Source organism: Thiomicrorhabdus sp. 6S3-12, assembly GCF_017571475.1.
Taxonomy (GTDB): Bacteria; Pseudomonadota; Gammaproteobacteria; order Thiomicrospirales; family Thiomicrospiraceae; genus Thiomicrorhabdus.
In genome coordinates this window covers 15,460-35,442 of record NZ_JAGETW010000001.1, presented here as the reverse complement: position 1 = coordinate 35,442, position 19,983 = coordinate 15,460, and the positions used below count along the sequence as shown (strand labels likewise).

At 50.0% G+C, this 19,983-nt stretch carries 23 protein-coding genes; 11 read left to right on the top strand and 12 right to left on the bottom strand.

Annotation, left to right across the window (positions count from 1 at the left end; all coding sequences use genetic code 11):
• Positions 1 to 241: 241 nt before the first annotated feature.
• Positions 242 to 1,204, top strand: coding sequence for a PstS family phosphate ABC transporter substrate-binding protein (locus J3999_RS00185; RefSeq protein ID WP_208125840.1), 963 nt, complete (start codon positions 242 to 244; stop codon positions 1,202 to 1,204).
• A gap of 123 nt (positions 1,205 to 1,327) precedes the next feature.
• Here J3999_RS00185 and J3999_RS00180 read toward each other — a convergent pair whose 3' ends face one another.
• Entirely contained in the window at positions 1,328 to 1,579 is a 252-nt protein-coding gene (locus J3999_RS00180) for a 2Fe-2S iron-sulfur cluster-binding protein (RefSeq protein ID WP_208125838.1), read from the bottom strand.
• A gap of 173 nt (positions 1,580 to 1,752) precedes the next feature.
• On the opposite strand from J3999_RS00180, the gene J3999_RS00175 reads away from it, so the two are divergent.
• Positions 1,753 to 2,550 (top strand): ion transporter, encoded by a 798-nt coding sequence (locus J3999_RS00175; protein WP_243755213.1) that lies wholly within the window; start codon positions 1,753 to 1,755, stop codon positions 2,548 to 2,550.
• A 74-nt stretch (positions 2,551 to 2,624) separates the two neighbouring features.
• Here the strand turns inward: J3999_RS00175 and J3999_RS00170 are convergent, their stop codons facing one another.
• Entirely contained in the window at positions 2,625 to 3,143 is a 519-nt protein-coding gene (locus tag J3999_RS00170; RefSeq protein WP_208125833.1) for a DsrE family protein, read from the bottom strand.
• Between the two features lie 167 nt (positions 3,144 to 3,310).
• Here J3999_RS00170 and J3999_RS00165 point away from each other — a divergent pair, with 167 nt between their 5' ends.
• On the top strand, positions 3,311 to 3,613 hold the full coding sequence (locus tag J3999_RS00165; RefSeq protein ID WP_208125830.1) for a BolA family transcriptional regulator: 303 nt from the start codon (positions 3,311 to 3,313) through the stop codon (positions 3,611 to 3,613).
• Positions 3,614 to 3,616: 3 nt separating this feature from the next.
• Here J3999_RS00165 and J3999_RS00160 read toward each other — a convergent pair whose 3' ends face one another.
• The 6 genes from J3999_RS00160 to J3999_RS00135 form a co-directional block, all read right to left on the bottom strand.
• Entirely contained in the window at positions 3,617 to 4,252 is a 636-nt protein-coding gene (locus J3999_RS00160; RefSeq protein WP_208125829.1) for a hypothetical protein, read from the bottom strand.
• 112 nt (positions 4,253 to 4,364) lie between these two features.
• On the bottom strand, positions 4,365 to 5,240 hold the full coding sequence (locus tag J3999_RS00155) for a symmetrical bis(5'-nucleosyl)-tetraphosphatase (RefSeq protein ID WP_208125828.1): 876 nt from the start codon (positions 5,238 to 5,240) through the stop codon (positions 4,365 to 4,367).
• Between the two features lie 8 nt (positions 5,241 to 5,248).
• On the bottom strand, positions 5,249 to 6,079 hold the full coding sequence (gene rsmA / locus J3999_RS00150) for a 16S rRNA (adenine(1518)-N(6)/adenine(1519)-N(6))-dimethyltransferase RsmA (protein WP_208125827.1): 831 nt from the start codon (positions 6,077 to 6,079) through the stop codon (positions 5,249 to 5,251).
• Positions 6,080 to 6,084: 5 nt separating this feature from the next.
• Positions 6,085 to 7,062 (bottom strand): 4-hydroxythreonine-4-phosphate dehydrogenase PdxA, encoded by a 978-nt coding sequence (gene pdxA / locus J3999_RS00145; RefSeq protein ID WP_208125826.1) that lies wholly within the window; start codon positions 7,060 to 7,062, stop codon positions 6,085 to 6,087.
• A gap of 116 nt (positions 7,063 to 7,178) precedes the next feature.
• On the bottom strand, positions 7,179 to 8,498 hold the full coding sequence (locus J3999_RS00140; RefSeq protein WP_208125825.1) for a peptidylprolyl isomerase: 1,320 nt from the start codon (positions 8,496 to 8,498) through the stop codon (positions 7,179 to 7,181).
• Between the two features lie 9 nt (positions 8,499 to 8,507).
• The gene (locus J3999_RS00135; protein ID WP_208125824.1) at positions 8,508 to 10,865 is read right to left on the bottom strand and encodes an LPS-assembly protein LptD; all 2,358 of its coding nucleotides are present in this window, start codon (positions 10,863 to 10,865) and stop codon (positions 8,508 to 8,510) included.
• 57 nt (positions 10,866 to 10,922) lie between these two features.
• Between J3999_RS00135 and J3999_RS00130 the strand changes: the two genes are divergently transcribed.
• From J3999_RS00130 to yaaA, 8 genes are all read left to right on the top strand, one after another.
• Positions 10,923 to 12,020, top strand: coding sequence for an aminoglycoside phosphotransferase family protein (locus J3999_RS00130; protein ID WP_208125823.1), 1,098 nt, complete (start codon positions 10,923 to 10,925; stop codon positions 12,018 to 12,020).
• Complete coding sequence (murU, locus tag J3999_RS00125) at positions 12,017 to 12,724, top strand: N-acetylmuramate alpha-1-phosphate uridylyltransferase MurU (protein WP_208125820.1); 708 nt, start codon at positions 12,017 to 12,019, stop codon at positions 12,722 to 12,724. Before J3999_RS00130 ends, murU begins: the two co-directional genes overlap by 4 nt.
• 9 nt (positions 12,725 to 12,733) lie before the next feature.
• Positions 12,734 to 13,441 (top strand): pseudouridine synthase, encoded by a 708-nt coding sequence (locus J3999_RS00120; protein ID WP_208125818.1) that lies wholly within the window; start codon positions 12,734 to 12,736, stop codon positions 13,439 to 13,441.
• A 71-nt stretch (positions 13,442 to 13,512) separates the two neighbouring features.
• The gene (locus tag J3999_RS00115; protein WP_208125816.1) at positions 13,513 to 13,770 is read left to right on the top strand and encodes a hypothetical protein; all 258 of its coding nucleotides are present in this window, start codon (positions 13,513 to 13,515) and stop codon (positions 13,768 to 13,770) included.
• A gap of 269 nt (positions 13,771 to 14,039) precedes the next feature.
• Complete coding sequence (gene minC / locus J3999_RS00110) at positions 14,040 to 14,780, top strand: septum site-determining protein MinC (RefSeq protein ID WP_208125813.1); 741 nt, start codon at positions 14,040 to 14,042, stop codon at positions 14,778 to 14,780.
• Between the two features lie 49 nt (positions 14,781 to 14,829).
• Positions 14,830 to 15,645 carry a septum site-determining protein MinD gene (gene minD, locus J3999_RS00105; protein ID WP_208125811.1) on the top strand — a complete coding sequence of 272 codons (816 nt, stop codon included), beginning with the start codon at positions 14,830 to 14,832 and terminating at the stop codon, positions 15,643 to 15,645.
• A gap of 2 nt (positions 15,646 to 15,647) precedes the next feature.
• Entirely contained in the window at positions 15,648 to 15,905 is a 258-nt protein-coding gene (gene minE, locus J3999_RS00100; RefSeq protein ID WP_208125808.1) for a cell division topological specificity factor MinE, read from the top strand.
• Positions 15,906 to 15,995: 90 nt separating this feature from the next.
• Positions 15,996 to 16,772, top strand: a complete 777-nt coding sequence (gene yaaA, locus J3999_RS00095; RefSeq protein ID WP_208125806.1) for a peroxide stress protein YaaA — start codon at positions 15,996 to 15,998, stop codon at positions 16,770 to 16,772.
• Between the two features lie 112 nt (positions 16,773 to 16,884).
• On the opposite strand, the gene J3999_RS00090 is transcribed toward yaaA, so the two are convergent.
• The 4 genes from J3999_RS00090 to J3999_RS00075 all read right to left on the bottom strand — a co-directional run bounded on the left by J3999_RS00090 (position 16,885) and on the right by J3999_RS00075 (position 19,796).
• The gene (locus J3999_RS00090; RefSeq protein ID WP_208125804.1) at positions 16,885 to 17,742 is read right to left on the bottom strand and encodes an Hsp33 family molecular chaperone HslO; all 858 of its coding nucleotides are present in this window, start codon (positions 17,740 to 17,742) and stop codon (positions 16,885 to 16,887) included.
• Positions 17,743 to 17,757: 15 nt separating this feature from the next.
• Entirely contained in the window at positions 17,758 to 18,786 is a 1,029-nt protein-coding gene (gene lipA, locus J3999_RS00085; protein WP_208125802.1) for a lipoyl synthase, read from the bottom strand.
• 74 nt (positions 18,787 to 18,860) lie between these two features.
• The gene (gene lipB / locus J3999_RS00080) at positions 18,861 to 19,502 is read right to left on the bottom strand and encodes a lipoyl(octanoyl) transferase LipB (RefSeq protein WP_208125801.1); all 642 of its coding nucleotides are present in this window, start codon (positions 19,500 to 19,502) and stop codon (positions 18,861 to 18,863) included.
• A 9-nt stretch (positions 19,503 to 19,511) separates the two neighbouring features.
• The gene (locus tag J3999_RS00075) at positions 19,512 to 19,796 is read right to left on the bottom strand and encodes a YbeD family protein (RefSeq protein ID WP_208125800.1); all 285 of its coding nucleotides are present in this window, start codon (positions 19,794 to 19,796) and stop codon (positions 19,512 to 19,514) included.
• Between the last annotated feature and the right edge of the window lie 187 nt (positions 19,797 to 19,983).

Sequence of the window (19,983 nt, the reverse complement as noted above, 5' to 3'; positions counted from 1 at the left end):
GCTTAGCAGGGCAAAATTTGTCATTGAGCGATTTTCCATTAGCGCTATGAAACGGCGCTCTGATCCGGCCGGAAAGAACAAGGGAGCGTTTGAACGCACGGATTTATAGGGTTTGGGTCAAGAATGTTTCCTTTTTGTTTGTCATGTGAATGTCATATTTATGTCAAGAGGGGGTTACAGAGCCTACCTATAATTTGGATCACTTTTTAAGCAAATTGATTTCACTTACCTGGAGTTTCCAATGAAAAAATCAAGCCTTCTTCTAGCAATGGGTATTGCTGCTGCTTCTTTTGTTCCAGCGAGCGCTTACGCTGTAGATGATCTACCTGAGTATCAGAAAGTTTCTGGTATTTCCGGTAACCTTTCTTCTGTCGGTTCCGATACCCTTGCGAATCTGATGACGCTATGGGCGGAAGAGTTCAAACGTACTTATCCGAACGTTAACATTCAGATTCAGGCGGCGGGTTCTTCTACTGCGCCTCCAGCTCTGACTGAAAGCACGTCAAACATCGGTCCAATGAGCCGTAAGATGAAAGACAAAGAAATCGCGATGTTCGAAGAGAAGCATGGTTATAAGCCAACTCCAGTTGCGGTTGCGATCGATGCACTAGCGGTTTACGTACACAAAGATAACCCAATCAAAGGTTTGACGATTCCTCAGGTTGATGCAATCTTCTCTTCTACACGTAAGTGTGGCGCGAAAGAAGATATCGCTACTTGGGGTCAGGCGGGTGTTGAAGGGGATCTGGCTGCCAAGTCTATCCAGCTTTACGGTCGTAACTCGGTTTCCGGTACTTACGGTTACTACAAGAAGAAAGCACTTTGTAAAGGTGACTACAAATCTTCTGTAAACGAACAGCCTGGTTCTGCTTCTGTTGTTCAGTCGGTTTCAGCATCAATCAACGGTATCGGTTACTCTGGTATCGGTTACAAAACAGCGGGTGTTAAAGCGGTTCCTCTAGCGAAGAAAGACGGTAAGCCTTTTGTAGCAGCGACGCCTGAAAATGCGGTAAACGGTACTTATCCTCTGTCTCGTCTACTTTATGTTTATGTAAACAAAGCGCCTAACAAAGAGCTTGAGCCGGTAGTTAAGGAATTCTTGAAGCTGGTTCTTTCTAAGAAAGGTCAGGAAGATGTAGAAAAAGACGGTTACATTGCACTTCCAAAAACTGTTCTAGAGAAGCAGCTGGCTAAAATCAAGTAAGATTTAATCAAGTTGCAGGCCGGATTTTTATCCGGCCGCTGAAACAGATAAACCCCGTCGGAAAAGGATTTCCGGCGGGGTTTTATCTTTTCTGTTCAAGCGTGTCGGAGTTCTATTTGCCGACTACAGCAGTTCGATAACAACATCGTTTAGCGGAATCACGCTACAGGTCAGAATTTCGCCTTCCCCGGTTTCGTAGATTGGCGTTTGGATCTCTTCTACCTCTCCGGAAACCAGTTTGACGCGACAGGCACCGCAGTTTCCGCCGCGACAGCTGTACGGCATGTCAAAGCCGTTTTCGTCCAATGCTTCCAGCATTGAAAATTGCCCGTCAAATTCGCACTCTCCCTGTCCGATGACTGTAATTTTTGACATAGTTTGTTACTCCATTCTGATCGTATTCGAAATAGTTATTCTAGCAATTTCAAAGGTGAACACCTGGGCAATATTTGCAGTAAAATACCGCCTGATTAGCCTATAAGTTTAATTTATCAGTTTTTATAGTGAGCATGAATATGACCTGGAACGGTTTTCAACGACGATTTCAAATGGTTCGTGATAACAAACTTTTCGAGATTTTTGTTATTACGGTGATTATCTTTTCATCGCTGATGATCGGTATTCGAACTTATCAGCTTGACCCGCTGTATGAGTCGATTCTTTTAACACTGGACTATGCCGTTACGCTGTTTTTTCTGGTTGAGATTATGATCCGAATGGCGGCCGAGGATCGGTTGCTGAACTTTTTCAAGAAAGGTTGGAATGTCTTTGACTTCGTGATTGTCGTGGTCAGTTTGATTCCGATGGACTCGACGGAATATGCACTGATAGCACGAATGCTGCGTCTTTTCCGTGTCATGCGTTTGATCTCTTTTATACCGGAATTGCGCGTGCTGGTGACGGCGTTGATTACGGCCTTACCGCGAATGGGCTATGTCGCCTTACTGATGTTCATTATCTTTTATCTGTATGCCGTAATCGGCAACCTGCTGTTCTCGCAGATCAATCCGGGCCTGTGGGGTGATTTGGGGATTTCGCTGCTGACACTGTTCCGCGTTGCGACTTTCGAGGATTGGACCGATGTTATGTACGAAACCATGGCGGTGTACAGTCTGAGCTGGATGTATTACATTTCGTTTATTTTCTTCTCAGCGTTCGTGTTCCTGAATATGATGATCGGAATCGTAGTCGATGTCTTGGCTGAAGAACACAAAAAAATGGAAGCGGAAAAGATGGGGCTGACGCTTGAGGAGCACGAATCGTTTGAAAAACGCGTTCAGGACGAGATGCAGTCGCTGCATACGAAGCTGGATCAGCTGATGGCTATGCAGTCAGAGAAAAAATAGCCGGTTCCGAAATAAAAAAGAGCACATTACGGTTAAATCCTAACCGGCTTTGTGCTCTTTTGCGTTTCTAGGCGTTACCAGACTAGGAGTTTGTAACCTTCTTCCTGCAACTCCATTAAGGCTGCCGCACCGACCTCGGAATATTCGGCGAACTGACGCATATCGGAGTGCTCCCAGTGGATAGTATTCATGGTATTCCCGCAGGCAATCCAGCGTACGTTATAGTCTTTGGCGAAACCTTCGACACGATCATAAATCAGCTGGTCGACTTTACGTTGCGGCTCTTTAGCCAATACATGCAGCCCAGGTCCGATGGCGACGACGGCGATCTCGACATTGTCACCGTATTTTTTAATCATTGCCTGAATCGAGTTTAGGATGCCGATCTGATAGTCCTGATCTGCTTTATTCCACATATAGACCGCTTTGTGCTCGGCCGGGTCTCCGGGAAAACGGTCGCTTGGCGGATCCTGAAGTTCCGGAACCGGTTTTAATTGAAAGGTGCTTTTAGCGGCAGGGACGTCGCTCGCCAGTGCAGGGAAGCTAAGGCTTAATGCAAGTCCAAGGGCCATGAATTTGTGGGAGAGGGACATATTGACTCCAAATAAAGGCAGTTATGTTTTGAATTAGGTGTTCGTTATTATACTGAGTTGAAGCGGGATTATGCAGTGTCTATCTATGAACATAGGCTGACCCATTCACGCTTCGATTCTTTATAATCTCTTTTTGAATTGATTTTTATATTACTTGGGAAGGATTTATGTCTTTGCAGCAACAAATCGAAACAGCCATTGAAGAGAATTTTGCGATCAGCTTTATGCAGCTGGATAACGAGAGCCATATGCATGCCGGGCCGGCGAGTGAGTCGCACTTCAAACTGACGCTGGTCAGCGAGGATTTTGTCGATTTGACACGCGTAAAACGTCAACAGGCGGTGTATAAGGTTTTGTCAGACCTGATGCCGCAATTCCATGCTTTGGCGTTGCATACCTATACGCCTGAAGAGTGGATGGCTAAGGGGGAAGCAATTCCCGCCTCGCCAAAATGCGGCGGCGGGCATTAAGTCTCAGGAAGGATTCTGGTTGCCGATAATGTCCGCGAAAGGATGTTCTTCTTCCTCTGCCTCCGGCGCTGTGTGCGGGTATTTGAGGTACCAGAATTTAATGAATTTATCCCGTTCGATCTGCTTCTGAAGTAGCATCACCGCCTGAACATATTGGTCGATATAAATATAGTTGCCTTTTCGCAGGGATTGCCACAGATGGCGATAACGTTTCGGAAGAAAATCTTTAAAGTGCGGAACCAGTCCCTGTTCACCTTCGGTCGCGGCAATTCGCTGGATGATCTCGTTGCGGGCCTGTAGCGGGATATGCTTCTGCTGGCCGTCGATCATGCTGGCGATCCAGTATAAAAGGGCGGCCGCGACAATAAAGCTGATAATCGGCTGGTCGAATACGAAAGCGCCGATCAGCGTAAACACGGTCAGAACCAGTGTACTGACCGGAATCGCCAGCGCCGAGTACCAGACTTTCTGTCCTTTATAGAGTTCGGCCAGCTTATCAACATCGTACTGTTCGCAATTCACCGCCTGAAGGCGATCCAGTAACTCGTTCGGGTCGGGAAGCGGTTGCGAATTCGTCTCTTGTTCGGCGGTCTGCTTATAAGCGGCCTTGGCATCCGTAGCCATTTTCTTCTGCGGCATAGTTAATCGCTGTCCTCGTAAATATTGCCCTGGTAAGAATTTTCTGAGTTTTCTTTAAGCAATAAGAATACCTTAATCGGCGTTTTCTGTAACGGTTTGCCTGTAAAATCGCTTAATTTGATCCTTTTGGCGCCATCTGCTGCTGACAGTCGATGCAGAGTCTTTGACCGCTTTCAAGGTGGTAAGCGGTTAGGCTGCCTCCCCACAGGCAGCCGGTATCAGTCGAGTGGACATCGTGTTTGTCCACTTCGCCGAGCGTCGACCAGTGTCCGAAAAATATCTCCGTTCCCAGACTTTTACGTTTTTTGAATTTGAACCAGGGTTTGATTCCCTTAAGGTCTGGCTCACTCTGTTTGAGTTTTTTAACTTTTTTCGGGCTGCCTTTGAGTTTAAAGTTGAGCGTGCCTTTTTTATCGCAATAGCGCATGCGGGCAAAGGCATTGATAATGTAACGGATTCGCGGCCAGCCGGACATCTGCGGATCCCAGGACGTGTCTTCCGAGCCAAACAGTTCTTCGCGTACGAATGTCTGCCAGTCATCACCGAGCAGCGGAACCTGTGCTTCGGCAGCGAACTGCAGCGCCTCTTCAATACTCCACTGCGGCGGAATTCCGGCGTGAACCATGACCGCGTTGTGTTGCGGGTGGCGAATCATTAACGGTTGTTTGCGCAGCCAGTCTACGAGTTCATCGGCGTCCGGCGCATCCAGTATCGGCTGAATGGTATCGGATTTACTCAGGAAAGTTACCAGCCCGGAATAGACCGCCAGCAGGTGAAAATCATGGTTGCCGAGTACGGTTTTCGCTTTCCCCTGTTCTTCGAGCGCTTTGACGAAACGCAGGCACTCCAGCGATTTCGGTCCACGGTTAATCAGATCGCCGACAAACCACAGGCAGTCTTCTTCCGGTCGGTAATTGATTTTTCCGAGTAGCTGTTGCAGCTCGTCAAAACAGCCTTGCAGGTCGCCGATGATATAGGTGTTTTTCATGGATCAGATTATGTGTTCAGGGTTTTTCGGTAATAGTTACACAGGGTAACAAAATCCGCTAATTGCAGTGTCTCGGCGCGAGCCGAAGGGTTGATGCCACAGGACTCAATCTGTTCACTCTCCAGCCAGCCTTTAAGGTTGTTGCGCAAGGTTTTGCGTTTGAGGGCGAAGCACTGCTTAACGAATTTTTCGAATAGGGTTTCGTCGTCTGCCAGCAGAGGCTTTTCTTTGTATGGCAGTAGGCGCACAATCGCCGAATCGACCTTCGGCGGCGGAGTGAAGTTTTCCGGTCCGACATCGAATAGATGTTCGGTTTTGCAGTAGTACTGCATCATCACGCTGAGGCGGCCAAAGGTTTTGCTTCCCGGCTGGGCGCAAATCCGGTCGACCACTTCTTTTTGCAGCATAAAGTGCATGTCGCGGATGTTGTCGGCATAGCTAAGAAGGTGGAACATCAGCGGGCTGGAGATGTTGTAAGGCAGATTTCCGACAACTCGCAGTTGTTCGTCGGCCGCCTTAAGCAGCGTCGAATAATTGAACGTCAATGCATCGGTGTGATGCAGATGAAACGCCGGTTCGCAGGCGAAACGGATTTTTAGCGGGCCGATCAGATCATTATCGATTTCGATAATGTCCAGATGGGAAACCGTCTTGATCAAAGGTTCGGTCAAGGCCGCTTCGCCGGGGCCGATTTCAACCATATGATCCTGTGCCTGCGGACGGATTGCCGCGACGATCCGGTCGATAATACGACTGTTATTCAGGAAGTTTTGCCCGAACTGCTTTTTATGTTTGTGTCCGCTGCCGGCTTCGCGACGCTTGTTTGGGGCTTTAGCCATAATATTTAAACCTGCTGAGTCATCTGCATGGCGACTTCGATCGCGTAGTGGAAACTGCCGATATCCGCTTTACCGGTTCCGGCCAGATCCAGCGCGGTGCCGTGGTCAACCGAGGTGCGCACAAACGGCAGACCCAAAGTGATGTTGACCGCGTTGCCGAAGCCCATGTGCTTCAATACCGGCAGTCCCTGATCGTGATACATGGCCACTACCGCATCGGCCTGTTGCAGATATTTCGGTGTAAACAGGGTGTCCGCCGGGTAAGGTCCCTGGACGTTCATGCTCTCGCCAAGTTTGTGCAGAACCGGTTTAATGACGTCGATTTCCTCGCGGCCCATATGACCGTCTTCGCCGGCGTGCGGGTTCAGGCCGGTAACCAGGATGCGCGGGTCGTCGATGGCAAATTGATTCTTCAGGGAATCATGGGTGATACTCAGAATATCGGTCAGCAAAGGTTGCGTGATCGCTTCCGGCACGTCCTTGAGCGGCAGGTGGGTTGTAACCAGCGCAACGCGCAATCCCGGAGTCGCCAGCATCATTACGACCTGTTTGGTACCGCTGACTTCGGCAAGCATTTCGGTGTGGCCGCTGAATTTCAGGCCGGCATCGTTAATTACGCCTTTGTGAATCGGTCCGGTGACCATGGCGGCAAACTCTTTATTCATGCAGCCGTTGATTGCACGCTTGAGCATTTGAATGACATAGCGGGCATTGATCGGGTTCAGCTTGCCGGTTTCGACAGCCTGCGGCAGGTCGATCTGTTCGATCAGCAAGGTACCTGCGCGGCTTGGCTGTGCAGGTTGCTCGGGATCGTAATCGATTATTTTCACTTCCAAGCCAAGCATGGCCGATCTTTGCTGGAGCAGGGATTTGTCGGCGAGAACAACCAGTTCGATCGGCCAGTCCTGTTGCGCCAGTTGCAGTACCAAATCCGGACCGATTCCGGCCGGTTCCCCTGAAGTAATGACAAATCGTGCAGTCACTCAATTATCCTGTTCAAAATTTTATTGAAATTTGTTTTCATGCGCCTGAATAAAAAACAAAGACCAAAGCGCGGTTGCGCGCTCTGGTCTTGGATTGATCAAGCGTATGTACTGAATTATAAATTAATGCGTACGAACGCTTCGTCTCTCAGACGGCGTAACCAAAGATCAAACATCTCGTTGGCCTTACGCATACGCACCGCACGGGCGGCCTGTTCTTTCTTGTCCGCAGCATCTTCACTGACCGAGCGTACCGCATCCAGATAATAGATCAGCCAGCCGCGATCGGTGGCGATCGGCTGGGTTGCCTGGCCGATATCCAGTGTGGCAACAATACTCTGCAGTTCGGGGGCGAGTTCCTCTTGTGCCCGCCAGCCCATATCGCTGTCGGCGTTGACCTCTTCCGGAATATCGGAATAGGTCTGGTTCAGGGCTTCGAAATCTTCAAGGCTCTTGATGTTGGCGACGACGCTCTGTAGAGATTGCGGCGCTTCGGATTGTTGCATGGCATCGTCACTCAGGATCAGGAAGCGGTACAGGTGGTATTCGTCCACTTTTTGGGTTCCCGCCTGACGTTCATCGGCGATTTTAATCAGGTGGAAGCCGCTCGGACTTTGAATTACCTGACTGACCTGGCCCAGAGACAACTGTTCGACCGGTTTTGCGAAAAAGGTCGGCACTTCGCTGTCTTTCATCCAGCCGAGGTTCCCGCCATCGAGCGCCTTGGCGCCGTTTGAATAGCGTACCGCCAACTGAGCAAAATCTTCACCCTGAACAATACGTTGACGCAGTTGCGTTATTTTTTGCAGTGCGTCGCGGCGTTGCTGCTGGGTTGCCGATTCCGGCAGGGCGATCAGGATGTGCTGCAGTTCGATTTCACGATACTTGTTCGCCAGCGTCATTCGTTTTAGATAGTTGTTGATTTCGCTCTCGGTCACCTGAGCGCGGCTGACCACTTCTTTCTGGCGCAGTTTCTGGATAATCATCTGGTTGCGGATTTTGTCGCGAATACGGTTGAAGCCGTTGTCCGCTTCCAGATTCAGGCGGTTGCGCAATTCGAGTAGCGATAGATTGTTTTGCGCGGCGACTTTTTCCATCTGCTGGTTGAGTTCCTGATCGGAAATCTTCAGGCCGATCTGTTCGGCGCGGCTTAGCTGTACGGCTTGTAAAATCAAACTATCCAGAACTTGCTCACGCAGGGCGTCAACATCCTGTACCGAAATATTCTGGCTTTTCAGCTGTTCTGCTTGTTCCAGTAATTTGGCGTTCAGTTCGCTTTTGAGAATAATGCGGTCATTGACCACCGCAACGATGCTGTCGACCAATGCGTCCTGAGAGTTTACCGGTGTTTCGGCAGCGTGAACCGCACTGACAGGGCCGCCGATGGCAAACAGCGTCAATAGGGAAAGCAGGGTGGAATTAAGTTTTGATTTCATCATGTATCACTAAAAGTTAAATAGGTTGCTCAAGTTCTTCTTCAAAGACTGGTCGTTATTACTGAGTCCTTTGAATTCGAACTGAAATTGAATGCTGTCATTATACAAATCATTTGCCAGTTGTGTGCGTTCCGCTGTTGCAGAAACCGCCCAACAGCAGCTGTCGAATCGCAGACTCAATTGTGACTCAACAGTCTGGTTTAAATCCAGGTCATAATTCGTGACCAGACTCATCTGCCAGTTCTGATTCAGCTTGGAATAACCGCCCAGCATCAGGCTTTCGTTTGCCTGCGAGGAGGTCTGATCCATTTTAATGTGGTTGATAAACAGCTCGTTACGCTCGTTGACTTGCCAGAAAACGCGGTTGCTGCTGGCGGTAAACTCTTTTTGCTGCGGGTCGAACACCAGCGTCGAGTGCAGGCGCAAGGCATCCAGATTCAGCTGCGCTTTGGTATAAATATCCGACGCTCCGCTGTCGCCGTTGAAACCATCCTCGGCAAGCACTTTGGATTCTGTGAAACGGTACAGTTGACCGATACCGAGATTCAGGCGTTCCTTGCCGCTGGCGTCGATAAAATGGCTGCTCAATGCAACACTGACCTGATGGGTGTCGGCAATGCGATCGGAACCCACGTAAGGGTTCAGCGCGAAGAGGTTGCTGAAATCAGGGCTGCGCAGCGCGGAATCGAAAAGCGGCAGCTGATTCTGTTCGCGGTAAGCGGTGTACAGATATTGGATCTGCGGTTCCAGCGTCTGGGTATAGGTCTTCCCGGCGACCGAAACAGGTCGGTCAAAAATCAGTCCGCCGTCGATTACCGCTTGCGGAATAAAGCGTTCTTCACTTTCCACGACGCTGTTGTCCAGTTGGTAATCGCTGTAATAGGCGTTAAGCTGGGCATTGAACTGGCCGTAAGTTTTTCTTTGCTGGTAGCGTAATCCGCTCTGATTGTGCCAGCGCATCCCTTCCGCACGCGAGGTATCGGTTTCCTTGAGGCGGAAGTCGGTGACCTGACTGTTGAAATACCAGTCCAGGTCGCCCGGCAGAGCGGAGTTCGTCAAAGCATTAAGCGGTTGCCGGTATTGCATGCCGACTTCCGGGCGTTTCTCATAGTTGTTCTGAAAATTGATCAGCTTTTCGTAACCGCTGTAGAGTGCGTGGGCGGAAAAACGTTCGCTTTGATAGTTCAGCTGCATTTCCTGCGGGGCGCGGGTCGCATTGGTGTAATCCTTATCGATCGGCGCGTCATTGTAGACATTGGCGTCCGAAGTCTGGTGCCAGTTGATTCTGGCATTGACATGTTCGCCCCATTGCTGCTGATTATTGACCACCATACGCCAGCGCGGGTTTTCAGCTTCGCTCAAACTTTCATCACTGCGGTACAGGCTGGTTTCGACTTCCCAGCGCTGGCGGCTGCCGCTTAAGTTTCCGAGGTAGCGGAATTCATTGTCCAGCGCCAGTCCCTGTTGCGACATGGGGATGATATTCACGGTGTCGTCGTAGTTCGGCGCCAGCGCGAAATAGTACGGAATTTTGATGTATTGGGTGCGTTCATCGTTATTCAGCGCTTTGTAAGAGCCGATTTCCGGGAAGAGTAATCCGCTGGCACGATCGTTCAAAGGGTAGTCGAAGTATGGGCTGTAGAAAATCGGGATTTCCCTGACCTTCAGGGTCGCGTCTCTGGCGATAACCCGCTGCTTTTGCTGATCGACCACGATTTCCCTTGCTTGCAGATCCCAGTCTTTTTTCCCTTTGCTGTTCAGCTTACAGGTCGTCAGACTGGCCGATTTCAGTTCGGCTCGCTGTTTCTGTTGGTTGACCTCTATGGCATCGGATTCACCGTAAGCCCGGCTGGGAATGATCTGATAGCGGTTAGGGCCGATTTTCAGGTTTTGCTCGTCGATATCAAGCTGTTGTGCCGTCAGGCTGAACTGCTCCTGCAACAGGCGGATATTGCCTTGCATCTGTGCACGCTTGTTTTCAAGATCGACTTGCAAATCATCGGAGTAGATACGGATTTTTGGATGTTCGAGTTCGACATCGCCGGATAAGCTTAGAGACTGTTTGCCCTGTTGCTGTAGATCGTCGGCGCGAATGCGGATCGGTTGATTCAATAGAGCCTCGTCTTCCTGCATCGGACCGACTTTCTCGCTCAGATCGGATTTCGGCCAGACTTCCGGACGCGGGGTGATCAGCGCAGGCAGACAGGCTTTCTGCTCCGCAGTTAATTCCGTTTTGTCCGCGAATTCTTCTACTGAATATACGGGCGCTGCGCCGACAAAGCCGAGGGCTGCGAGCGTACAGACCAGCGTTTTACGTTTTAAATGCGGTATAGAATGCAGTTGGAAATGAGGCCCGATATTTGACATTACGCAGACAATAATGAATTATTCGTGAATCGCCTATTTTAACTGGATTAACGACTAATGGACGAAAGATTTCAACAGATTTGTGATTGGCTTGAGCAGTTGCCGATTTTACAGGGACGAACTTTCAGCGAGCCGGTACCGGCTTCAAGTGATGCAAGTTTTCGACGCTATTTCAGAATTGAGTTGGCCGCGCCTTTTACTGAGCCGAGTTCCGAAGAACTCGGATATCACAATGATCGCCTGATTATTATGGATGCGCCGCCGCAGCATGAAGACTGCCGGCCTTTTATCGATGTGGCGCGGACGCTGCAAGAAATCGGTCTGAATGTACCTAAGGTGTTGGATCAGGATCTGCAACAGGGCTTTCTGCTATTGACCGATCTCGGGTCAACCACTTACCTGAACGAACTGCAAAATGTTGATGAAAGCCGAGTTGATGAGCTCTATCGTCAGGCGTTAAGTGCTCTGGTGCAGCTTCAGAGCCGTACTTGCCAGCAGGCAGTGCATTTACCGAGCTATGATAGCGCGCTGCTGAACCGCGAAATGGACCTGTTTCCGGATTGGCTGGGCGAAAAACACCTGACCCGCGAATTCGATAAACTGCAGAAAGCGCAGTGGCAGGAGATGAAGCAGTGTCTGATCGATTCTGCGTTGCAGCAGCCGCAAACTTATGTGCATAGAGACTATCACAGTCGCAACCTGATGCTGGCGCCTGGACGCAATCCGGGCATTCTCGATTTTCAGGATGCGGTTAAGGGCCCTTTATCCTACGACGCCGTCTCTTTGTTGCGCGACTGCTACATCGCCTGGCCTCAGGAGCAGGTTGAAGAGTGGCTGCGAGCCTACTTTCTGGAATTGTGTCAACACCAGGTTCTGGATAAGGGGCAATGGAACGATTTTCAGCGCGCTTTCGATTTGATGGGGATTCAGCGACACCTGAAGGCTTCCGGAATTTTTGCCCGTCTCTGGCATCGAGACGGAAAGGAAGGTTATCTGCACGATATTCCGCAGACCTTGCAATATATCGCTTCCATCGGATCGGATTATAAGGAAATGCGCCCTCTGGTCGGCTGGATCGAAGACCAGTGGCTTCCGCAAGTGGAAAAACTGAATGCCGAGTTTCAAACGGCCTCTTCATCCAAGGCGGCCTCATGAGCGGTGCAGGAGAGTTTGTCCCGCGCGCGATGATTCTGGCCGCCGGACGCGGCAACCGTCTGCGTCCCTTGACCGATAAAATTCCCAAACCGCTGGTACCGCTGTGTGGCGTGCCTTTGATTGAGTACCATCTGCGAAAATTGGCGGCCGCGGGAATCCGTAAAGTGGTGATCAATCATGCCTGGCTCGGCAAGCAGATTGAAGAGGGCTTGGGAAGCGGGGAGCGTTGGGGACTGGAAATCGATTATTCGCCCGAACCCGAAGGCGGGCTGGAAACAGCCGGCGGGATTATTAATGCATTGCCGAAACTGGGCGAAGAGCCGTTTTTGTTGATTAACGGCGATGTTTACTGTGACTATGACTTTAACTGCTTGGTGCAGTCCGCACGCCAACTGCAACAGTCTTCCGGAAAAATGGGGCATTTAACGCTTGTACCGAGCCCGGCGTTCAATGCCAAGGGGGATTTTGGCCTGCATGACGGGCTAGTGAGTGAACAGGGCGAATTTACGTTTGCCGGACTGAGCGTGTTGAAGCCGCAGTTGTTTTCCGGGATGAAAGTCGATTTTATTGCGCTGGCACCGATTCTTAGGGCGGCAATGAACAAGCAGCTGCTCGACGGCGAAGTGTTTCATGGCTATTGGTCGGATATCGGTACGCTGGATCGGCTGCAGGAAGCTCAGCAGCATTTATGTCCTGACGCCTAAGGAGCGGTTTTGCGCCTTAATCAATACCTCAGTCGTTACGGAGTCTGCTCCCGTCGTGCCGCCGACCGCTTGATCCGCGCCGGTAAAGTCGAAGTAAACGGTTTTCCGGCCGAGTTGGGGATGCAGGTTTCCGAAGCGGATCATATTCGTATCGCAGGCCGGTCGATCACTAATCTTCTCCCGGAAAGATGGTTTGTGCTCTATCACAAGCCCAGAGGCGTAGTCTGTAGCAAAGCGCTTGAAGTCGAGAATAATTTGACGCAGGCTTTAATCGATGTCGGGCTTGCGCTGCCGTCGCACTGGCTCCCGATCGGGCGCCTGGATAAGGATTCGGAAGGCTTGCTGCTTTTGACTAATCAGGGCCAGTTTGCCGATGCTCTGCTGCACAAGCGTCAGGGCAAGGACAAAATCTATCTGGTCACGGTGGATAAAGCCGCCAGCGACGAGCAGCGGCGCCTGTTGGCGGGCGGCATGCTGTTAGGAGAACAGAAAACCTTGCCTTGCAGTGTATCCACGCTGGCTCCGAATGTTCTGCAGATCGTATTGCAGCAGGGACTGCATCGACAGATTCGACGAATGTGCCGACAGGTCGGGTTACAGGTTTTGCGTCTGCAGCGCGTCGAGTTCGCCGGTTTGCCGCTAAGCGGTCTGGCTCAGGGCCAGTGGCGTCACCTGAGTGAGAAGGAAATTGACCTGCTGCAACGTAATTTGCGATAGATCGACTATGATGGAAACTATCAGAGCGTTGAGCGTGTGGCGACGCCAGTGGAGATCTTAAGGAGACGGAGATGAGTCAGAAACATAAAAATATGCTGCGTAAGGTTTTTGCGCATCCGATAGCGACCAATCTGGATTGGAAAAAGCTGGCTGCGACTCTGGAGCATTACGGTGCCGAAATTGACTACACGACTGCGAGTAAAGCACGCATTCGCATTGGCCATGCCGAGTTGATTATCAGTCTGCCGCATCACGGACATGAGTTGAGTGATAAAGGGGATGTCACCCGTCTGAAACATTTTCTGGAAGGCGCGGGGATTACCCCTTAATATATTTTGTGCGAAAATCGTCGCTTATTTCCGCCATAAGGTAGTATTTGCGGCAATTAAAATCTAAAATCAGTGCGAGATGTTTCGCAAGGTTTTACAGCGAATCTCGTAACCTCGATTCGTGAGCGATTTGCCCGCTAGAAAAACATCGAACAAGTCGCTTGCGGCGGCGTCAGGGCTGGCTGACCGGATCCAGCAAAGCTGTTTTCCGGCGGCAGAACCAGTGCATATAAAAACACATACAAACAAAAACGATAAAGTCATAACGAATGTCTGAAAAAGTCATAGAATTAAAAGGTTCGGTTCTCTCTCTCACCGTTCTGCATCTCCATTCAGCGGATATTAATGAAACCAAAGCGGCTCTGGCCAGAAAGATCGAGCAGGCACCGAGTTTCTTTGTCGGAATTCCGATCATTCTTGAGCCTAAAATTGAAATCAGCGATCCGACTTTCCTTGCTTTGCTGGTTGAATACCTGCATCAGTTGCAGATGATTCCGATCGGACTGCGCTCGCAGGATCCGATGATTCAGAGTCAGGCGAATTTCGCCGGTCTGGCCATTTTCCCGGAAGATACGCGTCGTCCGACGACCAAAGAGAAAAAAGACGAGCAGTCCGCTGACAAACAGGGGGCGGAAGAGCCGCAGAATTATGCGCCTGTGGTGCTGGATGAAGGCGGATTGAAATCCGCGCTGGTGATTGAGCGTGCGGTGCGTTCCGGACAGCAGGTGTATGCCAAAGACCGCGATCTGATTATTCTGGGATCGGTCAATCCGGGAGCGGAGATTATTGCCGACGGTAATATCACCGTTTTCGGTAAAATGCAGGGCAAAGCCATCGCCGGTTCATCCGGCGAAATGGAAGCAAAAATTTTTGCCAAGCAGCTGGATCCGGAGTTGGTCTGCATCGCCGGCGTTTATCAGCTGGCAGACGATATTGCCGAAGAGTTCAAAGGCAACGGTCTGGTTGAAGTCAAATTACAACAAGAACAATTGGTGATAAACCATATTTAATTTTAAATAGTTGATTATTAAGATTAATCAGAGATTAGGAGAGTTTAGAGTGTCAAGAGTCATAGTGGTCACTTCTGGAAAGGGCGGAGTCGGTAAAACCACGACGAGCGCGAGCATTTCAACGGCGCTGGCGCTGAAAGGCAACAAGGTTGCGGTTATCGATTTTGATGTGGGTCTGCGTAATCTGGATCTGATTATGGGCGTCGAGCGCCGCGTAGTTTATGATTTCGTCAATGTGGTGCAGGGTGAAGCGACGCTTAAACAGGCATTGATTAAAGATAAACGTGTTGAAGGTCTGTATATTCTGGCGGCGTCACAGACCCGTGATAAAGACGCTTTGACACTGGAAGGCGTTGAGAAAGTCATCGAGGAACTTAAAGCGGACGGCTTTGACTACATTATCTGTGACTCTCCGGCCGGGATCGAAAAAGGGGCTCAGCTGGCGCTGTATTTCGCGGACGAGGCAATTGTCGTGACCAACCCTGAGGTTTCTTCGGTACGCGATTCCGATCGTATCCTGGGGATTCTACAGGCTAAATCCCGCCGCGCCGAGAAAGGCGAAGATCCGGTTGTCGAACATCTGGTGCTGACCCGTTATAACCCTAGCCGAGTCAATGCCGGTGAAATGTTGTCGCATGATGATGTTATCGACCTATTGAGCATCAAGCTATTGGGTGTGGTACCTGAATCACAGGAAGTTTTGAATGCCTCCAACTCGGGTGAGCCGGTTGTTTTGAACGACAACTCCGATGCGGCTCAGGCGTACCTGGATATTGTTGAGCGTTTCTTGGGTGAAGAGAAGGAGCACCGTTTCCTGACTGAAGAGAAGAAAGGCTTCCTTAATAAACTATTCGGGAAAAAATAATTATGGCTTTACTAGACTATCTACTCGGGCAACGAAAAAAGAAGTCTGCAAATCTGGCAAAGGATCGCTTGCAGATCCTTTTAGCGCATGAAAGAACGGAAGCAAAAGCGCCGGACTACTTGCCGAAAATGCGTGATGAAATTTTGCAGGTGATTGCTAAATACGTCGAGATTGATCAGGATCAGTTGAAGATTTCAATTGATGAAGAGAACGGCTTCGAGGTTCTGGAGCTGAACCTGGTTCTTCCGGAAGATAAGTAAACCGTTGCCTGTTTCTAGCGAACCCGGCCTTGTGCTGGGTTTTTTATCAGCGAATTTTTCTACCCCCGTTAATTTTTTCAGGAGTTCACCATGTTAATGCTTGTTTCTCCAGCCAAGTCGCTGGATGAAAAGACGCCGGTTCAGACTGCGACCGCGACTCAGTTTCAGTTTGCTGAGGAAGCCAAGGAACTGATTGAGCAGCTGCAGCAGCTTGGACCGGTGGAGATCGGCCAGCTGATGAGCATCAGTGAAAAACTTTCCGAGTTGAATTACCAGCGATTTCAGGAGTGGACTTACCCGTTTGCCGAAGACAGAGCAAAGCAGTCTGCATGGTTGTTCAAAGGGGATGTTTATCAGGGGCTGGATGCGTACAGTCTGGATCAGGAGTCGATTGATTATCTGCAGAAGCATCTGCGTATTCTTTCCGGGCTTTACGGACTCTTAAAACCATGTGATCTGATGTTGCCATACCGCCTGGAAATGGGCACCAAGTTCGCCAACCATAAAGGCAAGGATCTGTATCAGTTCTGGGGGGCGAAATTAAGCGAGTCTCTGAACCGGGATCTGCAAGCGCAGGGCAGCAAAACAATCGTAAATCTGGCATCGAACGAGTATTTCAAAGCGATTGATAAAAAAGCGCTGAACGGGCGGATCATTACGCCGATTTTCAAGGATTGGAAAGGCGGTAAATATAAGATTATCAGTTTCCATGCGAAAAAAGCGCGTGGTCTGATGGCTCGTTATGCAGCGGATCACAAACTGGAAGAAGCCGAAGGGCTGAAATACTTCGATTATCAGGGCTATGGATTTGAGCCGGAAATGTCGAATGAAACCGACTGGGTCTTTACGCGTAAACTGGAAGAGTAAATTCACCGCTTTGCCGAGACTTGGTTCAGGTAATAAAAAACCGCCGCGGGAAAATCCATCCTGCGGCGGTTTTTTATTTACATTGCTCTGAATCGTTTCAGGGCATGTTCTGTTATTGCAGTGTTTCTTGTTTTTCAAACAGAGCGTCGATATCGTCGGCGTTGTAGCGGATATGATAGTTACAGATCTCATTGTGAATGACGATCTCTCCCTGCTCTTCGAGCATTTCGCGAACTTCATCTTCTCCGAGCTTACGCAGCATGTCATCGACGCGCGATTTGTCTTGCGGACATTCATAAATAACCGCATTGCCTTCGAAAAGTTCGACGGTTTCTTCATGGAACAAGCGATGTAGCAATTCCTCACTCGGTAATTGCATTAATTCGTCATCCTTGACCGTTTCCGCCAGATGGCTGACGCGATCCCATGCGTCAGCATCCTTGTTGTCGGTATCCGGCATCTTTTGCAGCAGCAGACCTCCAAGCTGATTTTCGTCAGCGGCCAGCCACAATCTGGAAGGCAGCTGTTCGGATTGTTGGAAGAAGGTCTCAAAACATTGCGCTACAGTGTCCCCTTCGCGAGGGACATAACTCTGGAAGTGTCTGTTGGTCTGGGTATTTTCCAATGTGACCAGTATTTGTCCGTTACCGAGAAGCTCATCCATTGTTTTCTGATTCTCGATTGGCTGAGAGGTCTTGGCCACACCGCGCAGTTTGAAATCATGGGTTACTTCAACCACCAGTAGATTGACCGGGCCTTTGCCCTGAATCTGCAGGGTGATCTTGCCGCTGTGTTTCAGGCCGCTGGCCAGAATGACACTGACGGCGGTCAGTTCGCCCAACAGTCGGCTGATCACCTCCGGATAATGGCGATCACGGGTCATTTTCTGCCAGGCTTCGTCAAGCTGGATTACCTGCCCGCGGATATTGTGTTCTTTAAATAGAAAACGCTGAATTACATCTTGTGCCATGACTTTGTTCCAAAATTAAAGCGCATTAAATTGAATATCTTGTTTGCCGTTATCGCTTTTGGCCTGCAGATCGGCGTGGTAGGACGATCTGACCATCGGGCCGGAAGCAACGTTCTCGAAGCCCATTTCGTAGCCGGCTTCTTCAACCTGTTTGAACTCTTGCGGCGTCCAGTATTTTTTGACCGCCAGATGATAACTGCTCGGTTGTAAATATTGGCCGACGGTCAGCATTTCAACATTGTGAGCGCGCAAATCACGCATGACCTGCAACAGCTCTTCCATGCTTTCACCCAGGCCGACCATCAGACCGGATTTGGTTTTCACTTCCGGATGCATTTCCTTGAAGCGTTTGAGCAAGTCCAGTGACGACTGGTAGTCGGCACCCGGACGCGCCTCTTCGTATAGGCGAGGAATGGTTTCCAGATTGTGGTTGAGAACATCCGGCGGCTGTTTGGACAGAGTTTCCAGTGCCACGCTGAGACGGCCGCGGAAATCCGGTACCAGTGTTTCGATTTTGGTGTTTGGCGACTGTTCTCTGAGCTCACGGACACAGTCGACAAAATGCTGCGCGCCGCCGTCACGCAGATCGTCGCGGTCAACCGAAGTAATAACGATATAGTTCAGGCCCATCGCTTTAACGGTGCGCGCCAGATGGGCCGGCTCTTCCTGATTAAGCGCTTTCGGACGGCCATGTGTGACATCGCAGAAAGGGCATTTGCGGGTACAGATGTCACCCATAATCATAAAGGTCGCGGTGCCGTGTCCGAAACACTCGCCCAGATTCGGGCACGACGCTTCTTCACAGACACTGTGCAGGCCTTGCTCGCGCATGATGTTTTTTAATTCGCGAATACGGTGAATGTCTTTGGCTTTCGGAAGCTGGGCTTTGATCCAGCGCGGCTTTTTAAGCTTTTCCGCATTCGGGTCCGGACGGTGCTTCAGCGATTTGGTCTTGTACTGTCCTTTGGGCATGGCGGCATTGCGCTCTTTTAGAGAGCCGATTTGATCAATGGAAATCTCTTGTCGCTGCGGTGGTTGAGACATAAGTTTTCACTCGTGTTCGCTAGAAAGGCAGCTATTATAAGCCATCCGTAAAGTTTTAAGAAATCCACGCAGTTTTACTGAGCGTTGCTGGGCGCGCCGGCATCCAGTTGCTGTTGTAGAATACGGCACAGATGAGAACCTAACTCGCTGATTTGCGGGCGCTGTTCGGCGGCGATGAAATCGCTGAGTTGCGCCATTTGCATGCCGAGCAAACCGCATGGATTGATGGCCTGAAAAGGCTCGAGATCCATATCGACATTCAGCGCCAGTCCGTGATAACTCTTCTGTTTGCGGATTTTCAGACCGAGAGAGGCAATCTTTTGCCCGTTGACATAGACACCGGGTGCATCGGCACGGGCGACGGCATCGATATGAAAGCTTGCCAGCAGTTCGATAATGGCATTTTCGATAATGCTGACCAGCGCACGCACTCCGAGTTTGCGTCGTTTGAGGTCTACAAGGATATAGATCACCAGTTGTCCGGGGCCGTGATAGGTAATCTGACCGCCGCGATCGGTTTGCACAATCGGGATTTCCGGGTTCGGGTGTAGCACGTGTTCGGCTTTGCCATTGAGGCCTTGAGTGTAAACTGGAGGATGCTCTACGATCCACAATTCATCCGGGGTGTCTTCGTCGCGCTGCCGGGTAAACGTCTGCATCGCCTCCCAGGCAGTTTGATAGTCCTGTTGGCCGAGTTGTTTGACAATTAAGTCCATGGCAAGCGATCAGAGAGTCATTAGGACTTCAGGATGCTTTTTCAGGTCACCGTAAATGCCGTGTATCTGTTCAATACAGGTGGCATAGAAAGTGATGTTGACCGAAATAAACTTTTTGCCTTTCGAGTTATTGATATAGATGTTGTCCCGCGGAGTGTTGGGCGCGTATTTACAGGTAATTTCGTACACCAGATCGATAAACTCGTCATGGTTGCGGCCCATCGCTTTAAGTTTATAGTCACACGGAAATTCAATCAGCGTTTCGCTATCGGGAGTGTGTAAATCTTTTGTCATAGATGTTCTCTGTATTCTTCGCCACTCAGATAAAGAAAGTCCACTTCTGGTTGGCTGGTTGCAATGCTTATATTTTAGCGTCAGCAAATAAAAAGTCGCGACCTTTTAAGGATCGCGACTCAGTATCGGGTTCTGAAGGGGCGGCCTGCGCCGTTACCGTTTCAGATTGGCGGCATCCTTTAAGAAT

Coding starts and splice junctions, on each gene's coding strand:
- J3999_RS00185 (WP_208125840.1), top strand. CDS start 242: ATGAAAAAATCAAGCCTTCTTCTAGCAATGGGTATTGCTGCTGCTTCT.
- murU (WP_208125820.1), top strand. CDS start 12,017: ATGAGCGGTGCAGGAGAGTTTGTCCCGCGCGCGATGATTCTGGCCGCC.
- rsmA (WP_208125827.1), bottom strand. CDS start 6,079: ATGGCTAAAGCCCCAAACAAGCGTCGCGAAGCCGGCAGCGGACACAAA.
- J3999_RS00175 (WP_243755213.1), top strand. CDS start 1,753: ATGGTTCGTGATAACAAACTTTTCGAGATTTTTGTTATTACGGTGATT.
- minC (WP_208125813.1), top strand. CDS start 14,040: ATGTCTGAAAAAGTCATAGAATTAAAAGGTTCGGTTCTCTCTCTCACC.
- minE (WP_208125808.1), top strand. CDS start 15,648: ATGGCTTTACTAGACTATCTACTCGGGCAACGAAAAAAGAAGTCTGCA.
- yaaA (WP_208125806.1), top strand. CDS start 15,996: ATGTTAATGCTTGTTTCTCCAGCCAAGTCGCTGGATGAAAAGACGCCG.
- J3999_RS00135 (WP_208125824.1), bottom strand. CDS start 10,865: ATGTCAAATATCGGGCCTCATTTCCAACTGCATTCTATACCGCATTTA.
- J3999_RS00115 (WP_208125816.1), top strand. CDS start 13,513: ATGAGTCAGAAACATAAAAATATGCTGCGTAAGGTTTTTGCGCATCCG.
- J3999_RS00155 (WP_208125828.1), bottom strand. CDS start 5,240: ATGAAAAACACCTATATCATCGGCGACCTGCAAGGCTGTTTTGACGAG.
- J3999_RS00130 (WP_208125823.1), top strand. CDS start 10,923: ATGGACGAAAGATTTCAACAGATTTGTGATTGGCTTGAGCAGTTGCCG.
- J3999_RS00165 (WP_208125830.1), top strand. CDS start 3,311: ATGTCTTTGCAGCAACAAATCGAAACAGCCATTGAAGAGAATTTTGCG.
- J3999_RS00160 (WP_208125829.1), bottom strand. CDS start 4,252: ATGCCGCAGAAGAAAATGGCTACGGATGCCAAGGCCGCTTATAAGCAG.
- J3999_RS00140 (WP_208125825.1), bottom strand. CDS start 8,498: ATGAAATCAAAACTTAATTCCACCCTGCTTTCCCTATTGACGCTGTTT.
- lipA (WP_208125802.1), bottom strand. CDS start 18,786: ATGTCTCAACCACCGCAGCGACAAGAGATTTCCATTGATCAAATCGGC.
- J3999_RS00180 (WP_208125838.1), bottom strand. CDS start 1,579: ATGTCAAAAATTACAGTCATCGGACAGGGAGAGTGCGAATTTGACGGG.
- J3999_RS00170 (WP_208125833.1), bottom strand. CDS start 3,143: ATGTCCCTCTCCCACAAATTCATGGCCCTTGGACTTGCATTAAGCCTT.
- J3999_RS00090 (WP_208125804.1), bottom strand. CDS start 17,742: ATGGCACAAGATGTAATTCAGCGTTTTCTATTTAAAGAACACAATATC.
- J3999_RS00075 (WP_208125800.1), bottom strand. CDS start 19,796: ATGACAAAAGATTTACACACTCCCGATAGCGAAACGCTGATTGAATTT.
- lipB (WP_208125801.1), bottom strand. CDS start 19,502: ATGGACTTAATTGTCAAACAACTCGGCCAACAGGACTATCAAACTGCC.